The organism is Acidocella sp. (assembly GCF_035535915.1).
Taxonomy (GTDB): domain Bacteria; phylum Pseudomonadota; class Alphaproteobacteria; order Acetobacterales; family Acetobacteraceae; genus Acidocella.
Window position 1 is genome coordinate 56,347 of record NZ_DATLPB010000091.1, and the last position, 21,476, is coordinate 77,822.

At 65.3% G+C, this 21,476-nt stretch carries 15 protein-coding genes, 1 other RNA gene and 1 pseudogene; 4 read left to right on the top strand and 13 right to left on the bottom strand.

Translation table 11 applies throughout. The features are described 5' to 3' along the window. Window positions 1–98: 98 nt before the first annotated feature. Genes VNC39_RS11950 through dusB form a run of 5 tightly spaced genes read right to left on the bottom strand, consistent with a single transcriptional unit; the run spans window position 99 to window position 7,384 of the window. Window positions 99–1,502, bottom strand: coding sequence for a sigma-54-dependent transcriptional regulator (locus tag VNC39_RS11950; RefSeq protein ID WP_325399477.1), 1,404 nt, complete (start codon window positions 1,500–1,502; stop codon window positions 99–101). Then, window positions 1,499–3,724: a sensor histidine kinase NtrY-like gene (locus VNC39_RS11955; protein ID WP_325399479.1), complete on the bottom strand. Its 2,226-nt coding sequence runs from the start codon at window positions 3,722–3,724 to the stop codon at window positions 1,499–1,501. Before VNC39_RS11955 ends, VNC39_RS11950 begins: the two co-directional genes overlap by 4 nt. Continuing rightward, complete coding sequence (ntrC, locus tag VNC39_RS11960; protein ID WP_325399481.1) at window positions 3,724–5,184, bottom strand: nitrogen regulation protein NR(I); 1,461 nt, start codon at window positions 5,182–5,184, stop codon at window positions 3,724–3,726. Before ntrC ends, VNC39_RS11955 begins: the two co-directional genes overlap by 1 nt. Next, on the bottom strand, window positions 5,184–6,305 hold the full coding sequence (locus tag VNC39_RS11965) for a two-component system sensor histidine kinase NtrB (protein WP_408840656.1): 1,122 nt from the start codon (window positions 6,303–6,305) through the stop codon (window positions 5,184–5,186). The genes ntrC and VNC39_RS11965 overlap by 1 nt, the downstream gene beginning before the upstream one ends. 23 nt (window positions 6,306–6,328) lie before the next feature. Beyond that, window positions 6,329–7,384 carry a tRNA dihydrouridine synthase DusB gene (gene dusB / locus VNC39_RS11970; RefSeq protein WP_325399485.1) on the bottom strand — a complete coding sequence of 352 codons (1,056 nt, stop codon included), beginning with the start codon at window positions 7,382–7,384 and terminating at the stop codon, window positions 6,329–6,331. 169 nt (window positions 7,385–7,553) lie between these two features. On the opposite strand from dusB, the pseudogene ispF reads away from it, so the two are divergent. Then, a pseudogene (gene ispF / locus VNC39_RS11975) lies at window positions 7,554–8,036 on the top strand (2-C-methyl-D-erythritol 2,4-cyclodiphosphate synthase); the annotation flags it as partial. A gap of 365 nt (window positions 8,037–8,401) precedes the next feature. Here ispF and VNC39_RS11980 read toward each other — a convergent pair. Both VNC39_RS11980 and ssrA read right to left on the bottom strand, forming a co-directional pair. Then, a complete protein-coding gene (locus VNC39_RS11980; protein ID WP_325399487.1) occupies window positions 8,402–8,710 on the bottom strand; it encodes a putative quinol monooxygenase in 309 nt (102 codons plus the stop codon). Between the two features lie 110 nt (window positions 8,711–8,820). Further along, window positions 8,821–9,184, bottom strand: a transfer-messenger RNA (tmRNA) gene (gene ssrA, locus VNC39_RS11985). Window positions 9,185–9,190: 6 nt separating this feature from the next. Here ssrA and thyX point away from each other — a divergent pair. Further along, window positions 9,191–10,096 carry an FAD-dependent thymidylate synthase gene (gene thyX / locus VNC39_RS11990; RefSeq protein ID WP_325399489.1) on the top strand — a complete coding sequence of 302 codons (906 nt, stop codon included), beginning with the start codon at window positions 9,191–9,193 and terminating at the stop codon, window positions 10,094–10,096. 138 nt (window positions 10,097–10,234) lie between these two features. On the opposite strand, the gene VNC39_RS11995 is transcribed toward thyX, so the two are convergent. Together VNC39_RS11995 and VNC39_RS12000 are read right to left on the bottom strand one after the other, a co-directional pair. Continuing rightward, window positions 10,235–11,020, bottom strand: coding sequence for a Bax inhibitor-1/YccA family protein (locus VNC39_RS11995; protein WP_325399491.1), 786 nt, complete (start codon window positions 11,018–11,020; stop codon window positions 10,235–10,237). Window positions 11,021–11,214: 194 nt separating this feature from the next. After that, window positions 11,215–14,004: an Rne/Rng family ribonuclease gene (locus tag VNC39_RS12000; protein ID WP_325399493.1), complete on the bottom strand. Its 2,790-nt coding sequence runs from the start codon at window positions 14,002–14,004 to the stop codon at window positions 11,215–11,217. A 487-nt stretch (window positions 14,005–14,491) separates the two neighbouring features. Between VNC39_RS12000 and VNC39_RS12005 the strand changes: the two genes are divergently transcribed. Continuing rightward, complete coding sequence (locus tag VNC39_RS12005; RefSeq protein WP_325399495.1) at window positions 14,492–16,651, top strand: malate synthase G; 2,160 nt, start codon at window positions 14,492–14,494, stop codon at window positions 16,649–16,651. A gap of 156 nt (window positions 16,652–16,807) precedes the next feature. Here VNC39_RS12005 and VNC39_RS12010 read toward each other — a convergent pair whose 3' ends face one another. The 3 genes from VNC39_RS12010 to nagA form a co-directional block, all read right to left on the bottom strand. Next, window positions 16,808–16,981, bottom strand: coding sequence for a hypothetical protein (locus VNC39_RS12010; protein ID WP_325399497.1), 174 nt, complete (start codon window positions 16,979–16,981; stop codon window positions 16,808–16,810). A 292-nt stretch (window positions 16,982–17,273) separates the two neighbouring features. Then, window positions 17,274–17,792 carry a hypothetical protein gene (locus VNC39_RS12015; protein ID WP_325399499.1) on the bottom strand — a complete coding sequence of 173 codons (519 nt, stop codon included), beginning with the start codon at window positions 17,790–17,792 and terminating at the stop codon, window positions 17,274–17,276. A gap of 13 nt (window positions 17,793–17,805) precedes the next feature. Next, window positions 17,806–19,764, bottom strand: coding sequence for an N-acetylglucosamine-6-phosphate deacetylase (gene nagA / locus VNC39_RS12020; RefSeq protein WP_325399501.1), 1,959 nt, complete (start codon window positions 19,762–19,764; stop codon window positions 17,806–17,808). Here nagA and VNC39_RS12025 point away from each other — a divergent pair. Then, the gene (locus tag VNC39_RS12025) at window positions 19,750–20,010 is read left to right on the top strand and encodes a hypothetical protein (protein ID WP_325399503.1); all 261 of its coding nucleotides are present in this window, start codon (window positions 19,750–19,752) and stop codon (window positions 20,008–20,010) included. The genes nagA and VNC39_RS12025 overlap by 15 nt on opposite strands. A gap of 750 nt (window positions 20,011–20,760) precedes the next feature. On the opposite strand, the gene VNC39_RS12030 is transcribed toward VNC39_RS12025, so the two are convergent. Then, a partial coding sequence (locus VNC39_RS12030) for a substrate binding domain-containing protein (protein ID WP_325399505.1) occupies window positions 20,761–21,476 on the bottom strand: 716 nt, incomplete at its 5' end.

Genomic DNA, 21,476 nt, shown 5'->3' on the forward strand with positions numbered 1-21,476 from the left:
TTTGTTATGCTGGGCCAGGGGCGTTGTCAGCGACACAGTCTCAGGCCCAGCGTAAACAAAAGTTTTTGCGCCGCTTTTTTCAAAAAGCGGCTGCTTACTTACGCCTGAACGCGCTCCTCGGCGGAACCGATGCCGAGCTGTTTCAGCTTGCGGTGCAAAGCGCTGCGTTCCATGCCGACGAAATTCGCGGTGCGGCTGATATTGCCGCCGAAGCGCAGCAATTGTGCCTGCAGGTATTGCGTCTCGAACACGTCGCGCGCCTCGCGCAGCGGCATGGCCATCACGTCGGCGGAGGGGTCGATGGCGAGCGCGCGCGGGGCGTGGACGGAGAGTTCGGTCGGCAGATGCTCGGCGCGGAACTGGTCCGTGGTTTCGCCGCTGCGCATGATCATCAGCCAGTCCATCACATTGCGCAGCTGGCGCACATTGCCCGGCCAGTCATGCGCCTGCAGCGCGGCGATGGCGTCCGATGCCAGCACCCGGGCCGGCAAGCCGGAGGTTTCCGCGGCGCGGGCGAGGAAGCTTGCCGCCAGTTCCGGAATGTCCTCGCGCCGTTCCTTCAGCGCGGGTACGCGCAGCGGCACCACGGCCAGGCGGTAATACAGATCCTCGCGGAACGTGCCGGCGGCGATGGCGCCGGCGAGGTCCTTGGCGGTGGAGGCCAGCACCCGTATGTCGACTTTCACCCGCGAGCCCGCGCCGCCGCCGACCCGTTCGAAACTCTGTTCCTGCAACACGCGGGCGATCTTGCCCTGGGTTTCCAGCGGCATGTCGGCGACCTCGTCGAGCAGCAGCGTGCCGCCATGGGCGCGCTCGAGCACGCCGACCCGGCGCGGCGCATCCTGCCCGTCCGCTCCGGCTTCGACGCCGAACAATTCGGCCTCGAACCGCTCCGGCGCCAGGATCGCGCAGTTCAGCGCCACGAACGGTCCCTCGGCGCGGCGGGACTTGGCGTGGATCAGGCGGGCCACCGTCTCCTTGCCGGAACCGGGCGCGCCGGTGATCAGCACGCGCGAGCCGGTGGGGGCGACGCGGTCGATCGCCGCCCGCAGCGAGGCGATGCCGTGGCCTTCGCCGGTCAGCGTGGAATCGTTGCCGACGCGTAGGCGCAGTTCGGCATTTTCAGCCGCCAGCTTGGCGGCTTCCAAAGCGCGCCGCACCACCAGCAACAGGCGGTCGGAATTGAACGGCTTTTCGATGAAGTCGTAGGCGCCGCGCTGGATCGCGGCGACCGCGGTCTCGATCGTGCCGTGGCCGGAGATCATCACCACCGGCACACGCGGCACTTCCTGATGCAGCACATCGAGAATGCCGATCCCGTCGAGTTTCGAGCCCTGCAGCCAGACATCGAGAATCACCAGCGACGGGCGGCGGGCCCGGTAGGCGGCAATCGCCTCGTCGGCGCTGGACGCGGTGCGCGCCTCGAACCCTTCATCGCGCAGAATCGCCTCGACCAACAGGCGGATATCCGGCTCGTCGTCGACGATCAGGATTTCAGTCATCGTGCGGGCAACTCCTTAATATCTTCTGCTTTGGCCGCGTCCGGCGCCGCGGGCGAGGCGGGCAGGATCAGGCGCACTTCCGCGCCCACGCCATTCGGACCTTCGAGCAATTCGAGTTGGCCTTCATGGTCCTCCATGATCTTGCGGACGATGGCAAGACCAAGCCCGGTGCCTTTCGGCTTATGCGTGACATAAGGTTCGGTAAGCCGGGCGCGGTCGGTCTCGGGCAGACCGACGCCGTCATCGATGACGCTGAACACCGCGTTCGCGCCCTCGGCCTGGAGGCGCAAGGTGACATGTTTCGCGCCCTCGCGCATGGCGACCGCGTCGGCGGCATTGGTCAGCAGATTGGTCAAAGCCTGGCCGATCAGCCGCCGGTCGCAAATGGCGCGCAGATCTTGCCGGATCTCGACGGCCCATTCGATCTGCGGATGGGCGACGCGTTGCAGCACCATCGCCTCGCGGGCGAGGCGTTCCAGAGATTCCGGCCGCATCACCGGCGACGGCATGCGTGCGAAGGTGGAAAACTCATCCACCATGCGGCCGATATCGCCGACATGCCGCACGATCGTGTCGGCGCATTGGGTGAAGCTTTCGGGGTCGGAGGTGATCTCCTTGGCGAAACGGCGTTTCAGCCGCTCCGCGGAAAGCTGGATCGGGGTGAGCGGGTTCTTGATTTCGTGGGCGATGCGCCGCGCCACGTCCGCCCAGGCGGCCTTGCGCTGTGCCGCCAGCAGTTCCGTGACATCGTCGAAGGTCACGATGAAGCCCACCACCACACCTGTCTTCATTTCCGCGCCGACGCGCACCAGCAGCACGCGTTTATGCATCGCCGGGCCATGCTCGATTTCCGCGGTCGCCGGGCGTTCAGGGTTCGCCATCACGACGGCCATCAGCGGCTGAAATTCGGGCACGATTTCGGCGAGACTGCGGCCAGTCTGCGCATCCAGGTCGATTCGCAGCAATTCCGAGGCGGCGCGGTTCGGCAATCCGATGCGGCCCTTGCGATCCAGGCCGATCACGCCGGCGGAGACGCCCGCCAGCACCGTCTCAGTGAAGCGCCTGCGTTCGTCGAGCTGGCCGTTCACGTCCAGCAATTCCGCCCGCTGCGCGCCGAGCTGCGCGGTCATGCGGTTGAAGGCGCGGGAGAGGCCGGCCATCTCGTCGCCGGTGTCGCGTTCGGGCACACGCACCGAGAGGTCGCCGGCGCGTACATCCTCGGCGGCGCGGATCAGATGGCCGATCGGCTTGGCGATCTGGTTGGCGATGACCAGGCCGAACCCGACCAGGGCCGAGAGCACCAGCAGCGTGAGAATGGCGATGACCAGGGCGAAGGACACTTCCAGCCCGGCGCGGTTGCGCGACAGACGCTGATATTCGGCCACGGCCTGCTGCGTACGGCGGACATGGTCGAGAATCGCCGGGTCGATCGGCTTTTCGATCATCAGCATCAGCGGCGGGGTGATGTCGAGCTTGATCACCGCCTGTTCCACGGTGCTGCCCGGCGGCGCGATCACCGGAATCTGGCCGGCCTGGGCCTGCGCCTGGAGGCGCGCATCCGGCATGGTGGCGGCGATGCCGCCGAACAGCCCGGCGGAGGCGACCAGGCCGCTTTGCGGGCCGAAGATTTCCGCTTCCGTCAGGCCGCGTTCGGCCACCTGCACTTCGAGGTAATTGGCGAACTCGTTGGGATCGCCGAAGAACACCGACCCGTTCTGGGAGAGGTCGCCGGCCATGGCCAGGGCGTCCAGCCGAATATCGTTGTTATGCTCGGAAAGATAGCCCTGTGCGACCTGGTTGCTCTCGTCGAGCGCGGTCTGCACACGCTGGTTGAACCAGGCCTGGACTCCGAAATTGAAGAAGACGATGGCGAACACCGCGACCAGGATGGCCGGCACGGCGGCGACGCCGCCGAACAGCAGCACCAGCCGCACATGCAGCCGCGCTCCGGCGGCGCCGCGCCGGTGCTCCAGCACCACGCGGGTGACGCGGCCGACCAGCACGATGATCAGCATCAGCAGCGCCGCGAAATCGGCCATCATCATGCCGATGGCGGCGCCGGAATGCACGTTCAGCTTGATCCGCCCGGCCAGCACCGCGAAGGAGGCGATGCCGAGCGTGAGCGCGATCGAGGCGACCAGGAGCGTCGAGAGGCGCCCGAGCAGAATGTCCAGGACGTTGCTTGACCAGGAGCGCGTTTCTGTCTCGGGCCGGGCGGCCATCAGCCGACCCGGCGCTGCACGCCGATGCCGTGTTCGCGGATCTTTTTGCGCAGCGTGTTGCGGTTGAGGCCGAGCAGGGCGGCGGCGCGAATCTGGTTGCCGCGGGTTTCCGCCAGCGTCATGCGGATGAGCGGGCGCTCGAGTTCGGCCAGCGCGCGTTCATAGAGCACGCCTTCTTCGCCGCTCTCGCGGATCGCGGCGAGCAGGCGGTTTACATGCCGCTCCACCACCGCGGCCATGCTGTCCGGCTCGTCGTTGGTGCTGACGGTTTCCACCGGCTCTTCCGCGGGCGCATAGTCGGCGAGTTCCTCGGCCAGCACGGCCTCGGTGATGACCGGCTGCGGCACCAGGGCGGCGAGCCGGCGGATCAGGTTCTCGAGTTCGCGCACATTGCCCGGCCAGCGATAGGCGGAGAGCAGCGCCATGGCGCCGGGGTCCAGCGTCTTGGCCGGCAGGCCCTCACTCTGCGCCTTGTTGAGGAAATGCTGGGCGAGCACGGGGATGTCGTCGGGCCGCTCGCGCAAGGGCGGCAGGCGGATCGGCACCACGTTCAGGCGGTAGAACAGATCCTCGCGGAACTGGCCGGTGCGGATCAGCGCGCGCAGGTCGCGGTGGGTGGCGGCGACGATGCGGGCATTGGCGCGGATCGGCTGGCGGCCGCCGACCGTGGTGAACTCGCCCTCCTGCAGCACGCGCAGCAGGCGGGTCTGCGCCTCGGGCGGCATGTCGCCGATTTCGTCGAGGAACAGCGTGCCGCCATTGGCCTGCTCGAAGCGGCCGACATGACGGTTGGTGGCGCCGGTGAAGGCGCCGCGCTCATGGCCGAACAATTCGCTCTCGATCAGTTCGCGCGGGATCGCCGCCATGTTGATGGCGACGAACGGGCCCTGCCGGCGGCGGCCGTAATCGTGCAGCGCGCGGGCCACCAGCTCTTTGCCGGCACCGCTTTCGCCATTGATCATCACCGTCAGGTCGGTGGTCGTGAGCCGGGCGATGATGCGGTAGATCTCCTGCATCGCCGGGCTGCGGCCGATCAGCGGCAGCGCGTCGTCGGGGCCGGGCTTCGCCGCATCCGGCGTGCTCGCCGGCGCGATCGGCTGCTTCAGGGCGCGGTCGACCACCGCGAGCAGATCCCCGAGATCGAAGGGCTTGGGCAGATAATCGAAGGCGCCGCGCTGTGTGGCCTGCACCGCGGTGGTGAGGGTGGATTGCGCGCTCATCACGATCACCGGCAGTTCCGGGCGGATGCGGCGGATGCGGGGGATCAAATCCAGCCCGTTCTCGTCGGGCATGATCACGTCGGTGATGACCACGTCGCCTTCGCCATCCTCGACCCAGCGCCACAGCGTGGCCGCCGAGGCGCTGGCGCGCACCTGGTAGCCCGAGCGCCCCAGCGCCTGGGTTAGCACCGTGCGGATGGAACGGTCGTCATCAGCAATGAGAATGGTCGGCAGGGTCATCAAATGCTACTCTCAGGGGGTTCTTCGAAGACCGGCAGGTTGATGCGGAATTCGGTGTAGCCGGGCCGGCTGTCGACATCGATCAGGCCGCCATGGTCGGCGACGATTTTCGCGACCAACGCAAGGCCGAGGCCGCTGCCGGCCGCCTTGGTGCTGATGAAAGGCTCGAACAGATGGCGGCGGATATCGTCCGGGATGCCCGGGCCGTTATCGCGCACCGCGACGAACAGCGGCAGGTTGGCGCGTGAGCGCCCGGAGGCGGCGGTGAGGCGCACGCCACGTTGGAAGCCGGTGCTGAGATGGATCTCGCCGTCGGCGCGGTCGGCGCCGGCGATCGCCTCGGCCGCGTTCTTCACCAGGTTCAGCAGCACCTGGATCAGCTGGTCGCGGTTGCCGGACACGTGCGGCAACGAGGGGTCGTAGCTTTCGACGAATTTGATATGCCCGGCGAAACCCGAGGCGGCGAGCCGGCGGACATGCTCGAGCACGCGGTGGATGTTCACGGGCTGGCGTTCGAGCTTTTTCTCGCCGAAAGTTTCCATGCGCTCGACCATGGCGCGGATGCGGTCGGCCTCGTCGCGGATCAGCACCGCCAGCTCGCGGTCCTGCGCCGGGGCGCTGGTCTCCAGCAGCTGCGCCGCGCCGCGAATGCCGGAAAGCGGGTTCTTCACCTCATGGGCCAGAATCGCGGCCATGCCGGTGATGCTGCGCGCCGCGTTGCGGGCGGACATTTGCTGGTCGAGCGCGCGGGCGGCCGATTCGTCCTGCAGGGTCAGCACCACGAAGCTCGGGCGGTCCGGCAGCGGCGCGGCCTGCACCGAACCGCCGCGCCGGGTCATGCGCGGGCTTTCCAGGGTCATGTCGTGCTCGGCGATGGTCTGCCCGTCGTGACGGGCGCGTTCAAGCACCAGGAACACCGGATGGTCCGCGGGCAGGATGTCGCTGAGACGGGAATTAAGCAGCATGGCCCGGGAGGAACCGAAAAACTCCTCGGCCGCGTAGTTCACGGAGACGAAATTGTCCTGCTCGTCCAGCACCGCCACGGCGAGCGGCAGAGCGCCGAGAATCTGCGCCGGGTCGAGAGCGATGGCCTGTGCCGGCGCGGTGGAGCGCTTGAGCATGCCGAAGACTCGTTTGGCCGCCATCATGCGGCGAGCGCCATTTCGTCTTGGCGTACGAAGCCGGCCCCGATCAGCGGGTCGTAGAAATCGTGGATGAGCTGTTCCACCGCGGCGCCGTTGTCCAGCCGGTTCATCTGGGCGCGAAAGGCGGCCGAGCCGTGCAGGCCGTGGCTGTACCAGGCGACATGTTTGCGGCCCAGCCGTACGCCGGGGCCTTCGCCGAAATAAGCGCGGATCGCGCGGTAATGTTCAAGGAGAATGGCTTTTTGCTCGGAGAGGCTGGGGGAGGGGGTATGCTTGCCGGTGGTGAGGTAATCGGCGACCTGTTTGAGGAACCAGGGGCGGCCATAGGCGCCGCGGCCGATCATCACGCCATCCGCGCCGGAGCGGCGTAGCGCGGTTTCAGCTTTCTGCTCGGTGGTGATGTCGCCATTGACGATGACCGGGAGCGTCACCGCCTGCTTGACCTGGGCGATGAAATCCCAGTCGGCCACGCCTTCGTAGAATTGCTGGCGGGTGCGGCCGTGCACGGTGATCATGGCGATGCCGCACTCTTCGGCAATGCGCGCGAGCGTCGGCGCGTTCAGGCTGTTATGGTCCCAGCCCATGCGCATTTTCAGCGTCACCGGCACGTCCACGGCGCGGGCGGTGGCTTCCAGGATGCGCGCGGCATGCATCTCATCGCGCATCAGCGCCGAGCCGGCGGCCTGGCCGACCGCGACCTTCTTCACCGGGCAGCCGAAATTGATGTCGATCAGGTCGGCGCCGTTGGCAACGGCGATGCGCGCCGCCTCGGCCATGGCGTCGGGGTCACAGCCGGCCAGCTGCACCGAGGAGGGGCCGCCACCGGCGACCACTTCGGCCATGCGCATGGTGTTGCGATTCTCCCGCACCATCGCCCAGGAGGCGATCATCTCCGAAACCACCAGCCCGGCGCCGAGCGATTTGGCCAAGGCGCGGAACGGCAGGTCGGTAACGCCGGAGAGCGGCGCCAGAATCACCGGCGTCGCCAGCGTCACCGCCTTCGCGCCGCGGCCGATTGTGAGCGGCTTGATGAGGGGAGAAAAATCATTGCTCATGATTTGTGCAAAGTACAGACCGAACCTGTGTGGCGCAATCGGCCTTTCCGCTGGACATGCATAAAAAGCGCGCCGTGCATGTGTGCATTGCGGGCGGGTTTGGTGCCGGTTGACGTGCCTGCCGGGGCTCGTCACACCTGCCACCGAAACTTCAACAGCAGGAGCTTGCATGATTCCCCGTATCGGCACCGGATTCGACGTCCACGCCATGGCGCCCAATCGCCCGATGATCCTGTGCGGCGTCACCGTGCCGCACGAGCTGGGCCTGGCCGGGCACTCCGATGCCGATGTCGGCATCCATGCGTTGTGCGACGCGATTTATGGCGCGCTGGCCGAAGGCGATATCGGCCGGCATTTCCCGCCCAGCGAAGCCGCCTGGAAGGATGCCGATAGCGCCCGTTTCCTGCGCCATGCCGCGGAGCGGATCCGCGCCCGGGGCGGCGAACTGGTCAATGCCGACATCACCTTGATCTGCGAGCAGCCGAAAATCACCCCGCATGCGCCGGCGATGCGGGCGCGGCTGGCGGAGCTGCTGGGTGTGAGCGTCGAGCAGATTTCCGTGAAGGCGACGACCACGGAGAAGCTTGGCTTTCCCGGGCGCGGCGAGGGCATTGCGGCGCAGGCGGCGGTAATCGTTCTAGTTCCTCGATAGGAATATAGATTTCTGCAGAAATCTGCACGTGACGGCAGAACCCTATGAAACAAGGTGCAGTTGGCTGCCAATTCCAGCAATACTGCGCTGCACAAAGCATGCTTGTGAGTGAGCCGCCGGATCGCCTATAAAATCCCTCGACAGGATGAGTTTTCTCTCCTGTCTTTCTTGGACGTTTCCTCCCTAAACTTGGCGGCGCTTCGTGCGCCGCCTTTTTTTTCGTGCGAAGGAAGCCAGACAAGGGAAGCGCAGCAAAAAACTTTGTTTACTTTGGACCCGTGCCGGTTTCACCGCCCCAGGCCCAGCGTAAACAAAAGTTTTTTGCGCCGCTTTTTTTCAAAAAAGCGGCTGCTTTCTTTTCTTTCTTACGATCCGGCGATCAGCTTGGTCTCGGTGATCATCGGCGCGCTGGCGAGGATCGGGCCGACCTTTTCCACCAGGGCGGCGAGGTAGGGCGAGTTCATGTGGAAGTCGGTGGCGGCCTGGTCCTGGTAGATTTCGAAGAAATAGAAGGCGGCCGGGTTCTTCGGGTCTTCATGCAGCATATAGGAGATGCAGCCGGGTTCCTTCTTGGTGGGTTCGATCATCGCCAGGAGCGCGTCGCGGAGGATCTGCTCCTTGCCCGGTTGAGCGGTGAGGATCGCAAAGACATGGATATGTTCGGACTGTGCCATCGATCGGATTTCCCTGTGCGAGGTTGTGCAGGCGGCCGAAGAGCCGCCAGGCCGTGCGAGGCGGCCTGCATCATGTGCGCATTCGAACGGCAATGTGAAGATGGCGGGAAAGTGGGGGGCTTCTGTTGCCCGGTGCCCCCCGAACCGCGCTTAGCTGCTAGTTAGGCAGCGACCGCGAATGCAACGTTGTTATCGTTCGCATTTATAAAATAGCCCGATAACGGCGGTACAATGCCGGGCAAAAGGTGGGTCTTTACCACGCGTGTCGAGCCTGTTTCACCCCCTCATAACCCCGAAGCGTTCCCGATGACGGAGCGGCTGGAAGCCGCACAGTCTGAATCGGGCCGCTTGGAATATATGGAGGTGCCGGGTACTGCCCCCGGGTCCACAACGATTATTCCACGCACCGTTTATCACCATAGCCGGCAAGCCAGCGTGACCAATATAGGCAATCGGGCGGGGATATGGAAGAGAAGGATCATGAGCCTCACACCGGACCAGAACACTGAAATCGAAACCGCGCGGGCGCAGAGCCATGCGACGCGCCGCCCCACTGTCCCGGCTTTGGAGGAGATGCTGTTCTCCCCCATTCCGGTGCTGGATCACGGCTTTGTCCGTGTCGTCGACTATATGGGCGACGATGCCGCGGTGGTGCAGGCGGCGCGCGTGTCCTATGGGCGCGGCACCCGCAAGACCAGCGAGGATGAGGGGCTGATCCGTTACCTGATGCGGCATTACCACTCCACGCCGTTCGAGATGTGCGAGATCAAATACCATGTGAAGCTGCCGATCTTCGTGGCGCGGCAATGGATCCGCCACCGCACCGCGAACGTGAACGAGTATTCGGCGCGCTATTCGATCATGGACAAGGATTATTACCTGCCGGCGGCGGACCAGCTCGCGACGCAGTCGATCGACAATCGCCAGGGCCGGGGCGAGGTGCTGGACGAGGCCACCGCCCGGCAGGTGCTGGCGCTGCTGCGCCAGGATGCCGAGCAGACCTACGGGCATTACGAGCTGATGCTGGAGGAGGATATCGGCCTCGCGCGCGAACTGGCGCGGATGAACCTCACGCTCAATACCTATACCCAATGGTACTGGAAGACCGACCTGCACAACCTCTTCCATTTCCTGCGCCTGCGCGCCGACCGCCACGCGCAATATGAAATCCGCGTCTATGCCGAGGCAATGCTGGAAACGGTGAAGGCCTGGGCGCCGTTGTCTTATGCCGCGTTCTGCGACTATCGCCTGGGCGCGGTGACGTTCTCGGCGAAGATGCTGGACGTGCTGCGCCGGCAACTGGCGGGCGAAGCGGTGGACCAGGCCTCTTCCGGTCTCACCAAGCGGGAATGGGCCGAAATGCAGGCGGCGCTGGGCAGTAAGTAAGCACTACTTTTTGTGAACAAAAAGTAGCAAAAAAACTTTGTTATGCTGGGCCTCGGGCGTTGTCAGCGACACAGCCTCAGGCCCAGCGTAAACAAAAGTTTTTGCGGCGCTTTTTTCAAAAAGCGCCTGCTTTCTTACTTAGCGATTGCTGCGCTGACCGAACAGCTGCAGCAGGAACATGAACAGGTTGATGAAGTTCAGGTACAGCGACAACGCATCGTACACGCTGCGCTTGCCGGCGATGGCGGCGCCGTAGGACGCGCCGTATTGCAGGTAGCTGGTCTTGATGCGCTGGGTGTCATAGGCCGCGAGACCGGTGAAGATCAGCACGCCGAGCACGCTGACGGCGAAATTGATCGCCGGGGAGTGCAGGAAGATATTCACCAGCATGGCGATGATGATGCCGATCAGCCCCATGATCAGGAAGCTGCCGAAGCTCGTGAGGTCGCGCTTCGTGGTATAGCCGTAGAGGCTCGTTCCGGCGAAGGTGCCGGCGGTGACGAAGAACACCTGCGCGATCGAGGTCGCAGTGTAGACCAGGAAGATGGTGGTCAGGCTGGCGCCCATCGCCGCGCAGAAGACCCAAAACAGCGCCTGGGCGGCGGTGGTGGACAGTTTGTTGATGCCGAAGCTCATCACCATCACGAAGACCAGCGGCAGGAAGATCGCGATATAGGCCAGCGGTGAAGGCGCGCGGACGAACTGGCCGGCGGCGGTCTGCACCATCGGGTAGAACGCGTTAATCAGGCTGGTATGGGAGATGGCGTAGGCCACCACGCCGGTGAGGACGAGGCCGGACGCCATCCAGTTATACACGCGCAACATATAAGCGCGGAGGCCCTGATCGAGCAGCGCCGCACTGCTGGCCGCTTCATAGCCGGCCTGCGCGGTGCGGTAGGAGTTGCCGTTCGGGTTGTAAGCCATGGGATTATTTCGCTCCTGAAAGTGGCTTTGATAGGCCACACTAGCATAATTCTGGTCTGTCGCGGAGAGGATATCAAGCCTGAGGGCAAGCCGCGCGGAAAACCGCTTTGTTTGGGCGCAAAAACACGTTCGGGCCGTGGCGGTGAAGCCGCCACGGCCCGAACGAAGGAAGTTTCCTGGTTTTATCGGTCGCCTTAACGGCGCCACCAGCCGCGCTTCTTCTCCATGGCGGGCGCCTCGGCGGCGCCGATGACGATCGGCTTTACCGCCGGTTCCGCCGCCGGGGCTTCGGCTTCGGGGATAATTGTCGCTTCGGCGACCAGGGCAGCGACGGGAACCGCCGATTCAGCTGGCGCGGCGTGTGTCGGCGCCACAAGCGCGGCGCTCTCGGCCGGCGCCACGCTTTCGGCGGCCTCGATTTCGGACGCGGCCTTGGCGGCCTTCGTGGTCCTGGTGCGGCGGCGTTTGGGGCGCGCCGCGTCTTCCGCAGGTTCGGCCGTGGCGGTGACTTCCGCGGCTTCGGTGACCACCGGCTCGGCCGGCATTTCCGCCGGCGCGGCCTCGACCTCGTCTTCGGCCCGGCGGCGGCCACGGGCGCGGCGGCGGCGCGGGGCCGCTTCGCCTTCCGGCGTTTCGGCGGCCGGCTCCGCGGCCGGCGCGAGGGCCTCGGCGGCCCGTTCAACGGGTTCGGCGAAGGCGGCGGCCAGAACCAGATCGAGCTCGTTCGGCTGTTCCGCCGGCAGGGCCGACGCGATTTCCACGGGTTCCACCTCGGTCTCGCCGGCGCTTTCCGGCGCGGTGGCGTCAGTGGCGGCGGTCTCGGCGCCGGTTTCCGGACGGCGCTTGCCGCGGCGACGGCGGCGGCGGCGCTTACGTTCGCCTTCCTCGGCGCTGTCGCTCGCCTGCGGCGCATCGGTCTCCGGCTCCTCTGCTCCGGTCTCGGCCTCCACCGCCTCGGCAACGAAACGCTCGGACGCGCGCTCGGGCTGGACCGGCCCGGCATAAGTGGCCGGCGGCAGAGCCGGCGCGGCGGCGGTCTGCGCGCGGATTTTCTCGATGCGGAAATTCGAGCCGGTGAGCGTCGCATCCGGGGCGAAAATCACCCGCATGCTGTAGCGCCCCTCGATCACGGAGAGGCGGTCGCGCTTGTGGTTGAACAGATAGAAGGCGATTTCCGGCGGCAAGGTCACGGCGATTTCGGCGGCGCGGAATTTCGCGCCCTCATCCTCGATCGCGCGCAGGATATGCAGCGCGGCACTCTCCGGCGACCGCACATGGCCCATGCCGGCGCAATGCGGGCAGACCACCATGGAGGCTTCGGTGAGCGAGGGCCGGAGCCGCTGCCGGCTGATTTCCATGAGGCCGAAATGGCTGATCGCGCCGATCTGGATGCGCGCCCGGTCGTTCTTCAGCGCTTCCTTCATCTTGCGCTCGACCGCCGCATTGTTCTTGCGGACTTCCATGTCGATGAAGTCGATGACGACCAGCCCCGCCAGGTCGCGCATGCGCAGCTGCTTGGCGATTTCCTCGGCTGCTTCCAGATTGGTGCGCAGGGCGGTGTCTTCGATGTTGCGCTCGCGCGTGGCGCGGCCGGAGTTCACGTCGATGGCGACCAGCGCCTCGGTCTGGTTGATGACGATATAGCCGCCGGACCGCAGTTGCACGACCGGGCTCAGCATCGCATCGAGCTGGGCTTCGACCTGGTGCTTGGAGAAGAGCGGCTGGCCTTCGCCCCAGAGCCGCACCTTCTTGGCGTGGCTCGGCATCAGCATGCGCATGAATTCCTGCGCCGCCTGGAACCCTTCCTCGCCGTCCACCAGCACCTCGTCCACGTCGCGCGTATACACGTCGCGGATGGTGCGCTTGATCAGGTTGGCTTCCTCATAGATCAGCGCCGGGGCCACCGCTTCCATGGTCCGCTCGCGGATATCGTCCCACAGGCGGAGCAGATATTCGCAGTCGCGCACGATCTCGGGCTTCGGCCGGTTGGCGCCGGCGGTGCGCACGATCAGCCCCATGCCCTGGGGCACGTCGAGCTCGGCCATCGCCTCTTTCAGGCGCCGGCGGTCGGCGACGGAGGTGATCTTGCGCGACACGCCGCCGCCGGAGGGAGAGTTCGGCATCAGCACGGAATAGCGGCCGGCCAGCGAGAGATAGGTGGTGAGCGCCGCACCTTTGTTGCCGCGCTCTTCCTTCACCACCTGGACCAGCATGATCTGGCGGCGGTGAATCACCTCCTGAATCTTGTAATTGCGCAGGAAGCGCTGGCGCTGCCGGCGCTCGCGCGCCTCGGCGGCGTCGTCGCCGTCGCCGCCCAGGCTTTCCGGCGGCGGGCCGGCCTCAGCCTCGGTCATCTCGCCGGCGGTGTCACCTTCGGCGACGGGGGCCGGCGCGCCGTCCACGGCTTCGGCCGGCGCGCTGTTCGCGTCCGGCTCCACGATATCGGTGGCGGCTGCGCTTTCTGTGGCCAAAGGCGCTTCTTCGGCCGGGGATGCCGCGGGCCGGACGGCCTCGGCCGTCTCGCCGTCCGGCGGCGCCAAAATCTCGCCCGGCGGCGGAGCCGCCAAAATTTCGCCCGGCGGCGGAGCCGCCAAAATCTCAATCGCCGTGATTTCCAGCGGTTGCGCCGCCTGCGATGTCTCCGCGGTCTCCGCCGCTACCTCGGCGGCTTCGGCGCGGGCGGTTTCGGCCTCGTCTTCTTCGGCCTGCATTTCCAGCAGTCGTTTCCGGTCGGCGACCGGGATCTGGTAATAATCGGGGTGGATTTCGCCGAAGGCGAGGAAGCCGTGGCGGTTGCCGCCATATTCGACGAACGCCGCCTGCAGGCTGGGTTCGACCCGGATTACCTTGGCAAGGTAGATGTTGCCTTTGATCTGCTTGCGGTTGGCGGTCTCGACGTCGAAATCTTCAAGCCGGTTACCATCCAGCACCACCACGCGGGTTTCTTCCGCGTGGCTGGCGTCGATCAACATTTTTTTTGTCATTAAACAGGAAACTCCGCTGCGGCGCGTCCGCTGGCAGCGAAGAGTTCGTTCTTCTTCTCTGTGCCGCGGCGCCGCGATTTGGGGGGGAAAACAAGGGGGCAGACGTGAGCCGCGTCTCATCCGAACGGAACATGATCAAGTCGGTCGGCAGAACGGTCATCGGTCCCTTAATCTCGGTGGCCGGAAGGTTCCGGCCGTTAATCGTCCCGGGTTCGTTTGGGCGGGTTCAGCAAAGGCCGGCCCGGCTCTTGAGCGAACTCGTGTCTCGTTGATGACGGAAATGCCGTTGCGCCGCAAGAGGGGGCTTTCGCATGCCGGGACATAAATTAAATGTAATTTAAATGGCGCCAGGACGCGGACGGAAGCCCGGCTGGGGCGTCGGGCGCGGGCGGCGCGCACCGCATCCCGCAGCTTGGGCGTGAATGACGGCCCCTTGCAATTCCGCGGCGATGCGGCATCTGATGCGTGCAAATTGAGGAGTCCTACAATGTCCGAACCCAGAACCAATGCCGGTGGCCTGCAGGTCGCCACGGTCCTTTATGATTTGGTGGCGAAGGAAGTGCTGCCCGGCACCGGCCTCGATGCCACCGCTTTCTGGGACGGCTTTGCTGCATTGCTGACGGAATTCGCCCCGCGCAACGCCGCGCTGATGGCCAAGCGCGATGCGCTTCAGGCCAAGCTCGATGCCTGGCACCGCGACCACAAGGGCCAGCCGCACAATGCCGCCGCCTACCAGGCTTTCCTGAAGGAAATCGGCTATCTGTTGCCGGAGCCGGGGAATTTCGTGGTCGATACCGACCATGTCGACGATGAAATCGCGGCCATCGCCGGGCCGCAGCTCGTGGTGCCGGTCAACAATGCCCGCTACGCGCTCAATGCCGCCAATGCCCGCTGGGGCAGTCTGTACGACGCGCTGTACGGCACCGACGCGCTTCCCGAGGACGGGGAGATGAAGCGGGGCGCCGGCTTCAACAAAGCGCGCGCGCAGGCGGTCGTGGCCCGTGGCCGCGCCTTCCTCGACGCCAATTTTCCGCTGAGCCACGGCAGCCATAAGGACGCCCAGGCCTATCGCGTGAAGAATGGGCATCTCTCCGTGGCGCTGCCGAGCGGCGAGACCGGACTCAAAGATGGCGCGAAGTTTGTCGGCTATAATGGCGAGGCGACGCACCCCACGGCGATCCTGCTGAAGAATCACAAGCTGCATGTCGAGCTGGTGATCAACCCCGCGAGCCCGATCGGCAAGGACGACGCCGCCGGCGTGGCCGATATCATTCTTGAATCCGCCATCAGCACCATCATGGACTGCGAGGACAGCGTTGCCGCCGTGGACGCCGCCGATAAGGTGGAGGTGTATCGCGCCTGGCTCGGCCTGATGAAGGGCACGCTGGAAGCCCCGGTCGAGAAGAACGGCAAAATCTTCACCCGCAAGCTGAACCCGGACCGCGTTTATGTCGCGCCGGACGGCAAGGGGAAGGTGACGCTGCACGGCCGCTCGCTCATGCTGGTGCGCAATGTCGGCCACCATATGCTGACCGACGTCATCCTCGACGCCGCCGGCCATGAAGTGCCGGAGACGGTGATCGACGCCGTGATCACCTCGCTGATCGCCATGCACGACCTGAAGTCGCGCGCCAATTCGCGCAAGGGCTCGGTTTATATCGTCAAGCCGAAGCTGCACGGGCCGGAAGAGGTGGCGCTGGCCAACGATCTGTTCGGCGCGGTGGAAAAGCTGCTGAAGCTGCCCGCCAACACCCTGAAAATGGGCATCATGGACGAGGAGCGCCGCACCAGCGCCAACCTCAAGGCCTGCATCCAGGCGGCTAAGTCGCGCGTGGTGTTCATCAATACCGGCTTCCTCGACCGCACCGGCGACGAGATCCACACCTCGATCGAGGCCGGCGCGTTCATCCGCAAGGCGGATATCAAGAACACGCCGTGGATCAAGGCCTATGAGGACCGCAACGTCGATTTCGGCCTCGCCTGCGGGTTGCAGGGCAAGGCGCAGATCGGCAAGGGCATGTGGGCGGCGCCCGACCAGATGGCGGCGATGCTGGAACAGAAGATCGCCCATCCCAAGGCCGGCGCCAACACCGCCTGGGTGCCGTCGCCCACCGCCGCGACGCTGCATGCCACGCATTACCATGCCGTCGATGTCGCCGCGCGCCAGGAAGAGCTGAAATCCCGCACCGTGGCGAAGCTCGACGACCTGCTCACCATCCCGCTGGCTGACCGGCCGAACTGGAACCCGGCGGAAGTCCAGCAGGAGCTGGACAATAACTGCCAGGGCCTGCTCGGCTATGTGGTGCGCTGGATCGATCAGGGCGTGGGCTGCTCGAAGGTGCCGGACATCCATGATGTCGGGCTGATGGAAGACCGCGCGACGCTGCGCATCTCCTCGCAGCACATCGCCAACTGGCTGCTGCAGGGCATCGTCACCAAGGCGCAGGTGGAGGAAACCCTGAAGCGCATGGCCGTGGTGGTGGACAAGCAGAACGCCGGCGATGCGGCCTACAAGCCGATGGCGCCGGACTTCAAGGGCCCGGCTTTCGCCGCGGCGCTCGATCTGGTGTTCGAAGGCCGCAACCAGCCGAACGGCTATACCGAGTTCATCCTCACCCGCCGCCGCCGCGAAGCGAAGGCGGCTTAAAAAGAAAGCAGGCGCTTTTTGAAAAAAGCGCCGCAAAAACTTTTATTATGCTGGGCCAGGGGCATTGTCAGCGACACAGCCTCAGGCCCAGCATAACAAAGTTTTTTTGCTACTTTTTGTTCACAAAAAGTAGCGCTTCCTTACTTTCTCACCGCCTCAAGCGGCCTTTTTCCCGTCTGTCGGGACCAGTTTCCACACCATATGGACGCGGCCGGACTCGTCGCGACGCCAGCTCGCGATGACGCGGCGGCGCGGCGGGATTTCGGCGTAGACCACCTCCTGCAAAGCGGGGATGGCGGTGAGGCGTGTTTTATTGCGGCGAAAGATCATTTTGATCCCTCCTAAGTCAGCGTTGGCAGCGGACCCGGGAGGGATGGAGGGGATCAGCGGCTAGGTGCGCGCTGCTCCGAACATTCCGGCCCGGGCGATGATCCAGACGGCGGCAAGCTCAGCGGGCGCGGTGCGCCGACTGTCACTCTCCGAGGTCTGGCTGGTAGATCGGGGCTTCATGTGTTCCTGCGGGTTAGAGAAAAAGATGGCGCGGAGCGCCGCAGCCGAAGGCGGGCTATACGCCGACGCCGGGGAAAATCAATATGGATTCAGATAAAAAAGCGGAAATCGGCTAACGGGCGGGGATCGTCACCGGGCGCAGCACGCCGACCTCGCGCCGCAGCGGCGGCGGCTCGCGGCGGCAGCAGATGATCCAATAAGGCAGCACCACCAGCAGGGTCCAGGCGAAGTTGAAGCCGAGTTCGTTATGCGCCTCGAGCGGCCATTGGCAGGGAAACACGGCGAGGTCGAGCAACCAGGCGGTGCGCCAGAACAGCCCGGTGGCGCGCACCGCGGGTAGGGCGCTTGCATGTCGCGGCGCGCGGGCCTCATGTACCTGGATCTGGACGAAGGTGACGATGACCATGATGCCGAGGCAGAGCATGTCCTGGTAGAAATCGACGCTGGGGAAACGGTCGAAGCGATGCAGCCAGATCACCCCGACCCCGGCGCCGAGCACCGCGCAGACCCGGGCTATGAGGTAGAGCGGAAGGCCAAGATACCAGTGCGCGAAATTGATCCCCGGTTGCAGGGCGCGGTCGATGATGAAGTCATCGACCGTTTTCGCAAAAATCACCAGCCTGCCGGCCATGTTCCGATGTCCTTCAGCTCCGCTCGTTCAGGGCCCGCCGCAGCGAACCGCCCGCCTGTGCGAGACATTGCGCGGCTTCCTCGGGGGAGAGGGCGCGCGACAGCATCACCACAGCCGTTTTTACATGCATCCGGCAAGCCTCCAGTGCAAGCAGTGCGGCGGGTTCTGACACGTTTGCTATTTTTGCAGTCATGCGGATGGCGCGACGGCGCAACTTCTCGTTGGTGGCGCGGACATCGACCATGTACGGGCCGAAGGTTTTGTTAAGGCGGATCATCACCGTCGAGGAGAGGATGTTCAGCGCGATTTTCTGCGTGCTGCCGGCGGAAAGCCGGGTGGAACCGGCGATGATTTCCGCGCCCGAGGCGATCTGCACGGCGATCTGCGCGGCCTCGGCCAATTTCCCGCCCGGGGCGTTAAGGATCGCGCCGGTGAGCGCGCCCAGGGAGGCGGCGTGCCGGATGGCGGCGAGCGTGAAGGGCGTGCCGCCCGAGGCGGCGATGCCCACCAGCGCATCGGCGGCGGAAAAATCATGGGAGCGCAAGGCGGCGATGGCCGCTTCCTCATCGTCTTCGGCGCCTTCGACGGCGTGCAGGAACGCCATGTCGCCGCCGGCCAGAATGGGCACGATCAGCCCGTCCGGGATACCGAAAGTGGGGCCGCATTCCACCGCGTCCAGCAGGCCGAGCCGGCCGGAGGTGCCGGCGCCGGCATAGAACAGTCGCCCGCCGGCGCTGAGGCGCTGGGCCACTGCGTCGGCGAGCGCGGCGAGGGCAGGGGCGGCGGCGCTGAGCGCGCGTTGCGCCGCGCTTTCCTGGGACAGGAACAGTTCGACGATGTCCAGGCTGGGCCGCTCGTCGAGGTCGAGCAGATCGTCGCGCGCGGTTTCGGTGCCAAGGCGGGCGGCGACAGTGGGCGGGCCGTTGCCCGTCCAGACTTGCCGGACGGAAAAATCATCCCCCCACCAGACGAGGTCGGCGCGGGCGCCCGGCGCCAGCCGGCCGCGATCGGCAAGGCCGAGCGCCTCGGCCGGCCGCGCGGTGGCGGCTTCCAGGGCCACCTCCGGCGGCACCCCGGCGGCAATCAGCCGCCGGACCCCCTCATCCAGCGTGATGCCGGCGCCGGCGATGGTGCCGTCCGCGCGCAGGCCGACCCCGTTTGGCCCCAGCGTGACCGGCGCGCCGCCGAAATCGTGTTCGGCGCCGGCTGGCAGGCCCGCGACGAGGATCGAATCGGTGACCGCGATGGCGCGGGGGCAGGCGGTGAAGGCGATTTGCAGCAGTTCCGGGGCGACATGCACGCCGTCGGCGATCAGGCAGGGAAACAGGCGCGGGTCGGTGAGGGCGACGCCGGGGGCGCCGGGCGCACGGTGGAGCAGCGGCGATTGCGCATTGAACACATGCGTGACCATGCGCGCCCCGGCGGCGGCGGCTTCGCGCATCTGCGCCGCATCGGCCTCGGTATGGCCGAGCGACACGGTGATTCCGGCCGCGGCCAGCCGGCGGATGGCGGACAGCGCCCCGGGCCGTTCCGGCGCCAGCGTAACCAGGCGCAGAACCCGCCGCAGGGGCTCGTGGGCCAGCAGGGTATCCAAAGCGGCCTCGTCCGGGTCGCGCACCCACTCCGCGCGGTGTGCGCCGCGCTTGGCCGGAGCCAGAAACGGGCCTTCCAGGTGCAGGCCGAGCAGGGACTCATGCCGCGCCATTGCCGCCGCCACATTTTCCGCCGCCGCGCACAGGACCGGCAGCGGCGCGGTGATGATGGTGGGCAGCACCGCGGTGACGCCATGCGCGTGCAGCCCGGCGACGAATCGGTCCCAGTCCTGGGGTTGCGCGGTGGCGCAATCGACGCCGAAGGCGCCGTTATTGTGCAGGTCGATCAGGCCGGGCGTGAGAAAGCCGTGATCGAGGCGGATGTCCGCCTCGACGGGGCCGAAGAGAATTTCCACGATGCGCCCGTGTTCGACGCGCACGGCGCCGGGTCCGCTGAAGGCGCCGTGCAGGAAAAGCTTGGGGGCGGAAATGATCATCGCGGCAATGGAGTATCAGGGAAGGCTTCTTTTTGTGAACAAAAAGAAGCAAAAAAACTTTATTATGCTGGGTTATGGGCGTCGGCGCTGACACAGCCCATGGCCCAGCATAAAAAAGTTTTTGCGCCGCTTTTTTCAAAAAGCGGCCGCTTTCTTAACGCGGCGGCGGGAAGGTTTGGTGCCGGGTGAGGGAGATGGCGACATCTCACTGCCCGAGGACGTTGAAGTTGAATAGTTCAAAGAAGCTACTGCGAAGTTACGAAGCGCCCGAATTGCATCGAAACGCATTGTGACCCCTTTTGTGTACCTCAGCAAGTCACCCCGCAGCGTCCGTCACGGCCTTGCCACTAGTACCGCTGGCATAGGGATTTGACGGGTGCGCGCGGCCTACCTTCCCAGCCCTAATGCCGGTGGGTTCGGCTCCCCTCGGATGGACGGCTTTGGGTGGATTTCCGCCAGTCAGCTTTCGGCCGGCGAAAGTGGATACCGGACATTCGCCTTATGGCGAGACCGGGCCGGAAGCAGCCGGTCCGCTTTGGAATTACAGCCCGGGAAAGCTGACATCGCTTAGGCCCCGGCGTGTGTACTGCTCACGATCCTTTGTAGTCTTACCCGCCCCCGGCCAAACTTCATGGAAGCTGACATAGCAGGGCGGCACGGATATCAAGGTACCCATAAAGGTCCAAATCGCCGGAGCCAGACATCGGTTGCTCCGTCCAAGCACTCTCTTTTAGGAACGTCGAAGTCGGTACTGAGAAAAAACGCTCTCCACTATATTTCCGATGGTTTGATTCGCCGAAACGCAGAAGAAGCTGCCGGCCAACCGGAGGCGGTTGGGGAAGCGGACGCTGTGTGAGCAAGGCGAGGTCCATCTATTTGTCCTTCTGTTAGGTAGCTCCAACCTTTCGAAGGTCTCCCTTTACTGCGGCAGGACGTCGCTCACCACTTTGGCTCCTTAAACCGCGCCGCGATCCAGTCAACGAAGCTCCTGGTCTTCCCCGCGATGAAGCGGGCGGACGGCATGATCAGATAAATGCCGCCCTCTCGTTCGAAGGTCCAATCCGCCAGGATCGGCACGAGCTGCCCCTGCGCGCGTTCCGCAACCGTGAGCCATTTTGCGCAGACCACGATCCCCATTCCCGCGAGCGCCGCAGCAACGAGGCTGTCGGGATCGTCGGCGATGAAACGGCCATTCACGCGCACGGACGCGACGGTACTGCCCTTGCGGAAGCGCCATTCGGGAAAGCCGCTGAAACGCTGATTGGCCAGGCAAGCATGTTCGCTCAACGCTTCTGGAGTTGCCGGCGTGCCATGCGCCGCAAGATAAGACGGCGCCGCACATAGAACCCGTTCATTCACGGCGAGCTTTCTGCCGACCAGGCGGCTATCATGGAGTTCGCCGATCCGAATCGCCAAATCGAACCGCTCGTTGATCAGATCCACGTAGCGGTCGGAAAACTCGGCCTCGATCGAGACGTTGGGATAGGCCGTCAGGAAGTCCGGCAGCATCGGCGCAATGCAGCGCCGCCCGAATGTCGCGGGAAGCGCCAGTCGAAGGCGACCTGTCACCACGCCGCCCGTTTGTGCAACTTCGGCTTCCGCATCCTCCATTGCCGCCGTTGCCATGTGCATGCGCTCATAGAGCAGGGACCCGG

What these genes read in the sequence shown, in the direction of transcription:
- dusB (WP_325399485.1), bottom strand. Translation starts at nt 7,384, where the DNA reads ATGAGCAATGATTTTTCTCCCCTCATCAAGCCGCTCACAATCGGCCGC.
- VNC39_RS12015 (WP_325399499.1), bottom strand. Translation starts at nt 17,792, where the DNA reads ATGGCCGGCAGGCTGGTGATTTTTGCGAAAACGGTCGATGACTTCATC.
- thyX (WP_325399489.1), top strand. Translation starts at nt 9,191, where the DNA reads ATGAGCCTCACACCGGACCAGAACACTGAAATCGAAACCGCGCGGGCG.
- VNC39_RS11980 (WP_325399487.1), bottom strand. Translation starts at nt 8,710, where the DNA reads ATGGCACAGTCCGAACATATCCATGTCTTTGCGATCCTCACCGCTCAA.
- VNC39_RS12000 (WP_325399493.1), bottom strand. Translation starts at nt 14,004, where the DNA reads ATGACAAAAAAAATGTTGATCGACGCCAGCCACGCGGAAGAAACCCGC.
- VNC39_RS11965 (WP_408840656.1), bottom strand. Translation starts at nt 6,305, where the DNA reads ATGCTCAAGCGCTCCACCGCGCCGGCACAGGCCATCGCTCTCGACCCG.
- VNC39_RS12010 (WP_325399497.1), bottom strand. Translation starts at nt 16,981, where the DNA reads ATGATCTTTCGCCGCAATAAAACACGCCTCACCGCCATCCCCGCTTTG.
- VNC39_RS11950 (WP_325399477.1), bottom strand. Translation starts at nt 1,502, where the DNA reads ATGACTGAAATCCTGATCGTCGACGACGAGCCGGATATCCGCCTGTTG.
- VNC39_RS11995 (WP_325399491.1), bottom strand. Translation starts at nt 11,020, where the DNA reads ATGGCTTACAACCCGAACGGCAACTCCTACCGCACCGCGCAGGCCGGC.
- VNC39_RS11955 (WP_325399479.1), bottom strand. Translation starts at nt 3,724, where the DNA reads ATGGCCGCCCGGCCCGAGACAGAAACGCGCTCCTGGTCAAGCAACGTC.
- ntrC (WP_325399481.1), bottom strand. Translation starts at nt 5,184, where the DNA reads ATGACCCTGCCGACCATTCTCATTGCTGATGACGACCGTTCCATCCGC.
- VNC39_RS12005 (WP_325399495.1), top strand. Translation starts at nt 14,492, where the DNA reads ATGTCCGAACCCAGAACCAATGCCGGTGGCCTGCAGGTCGCCACGGTC.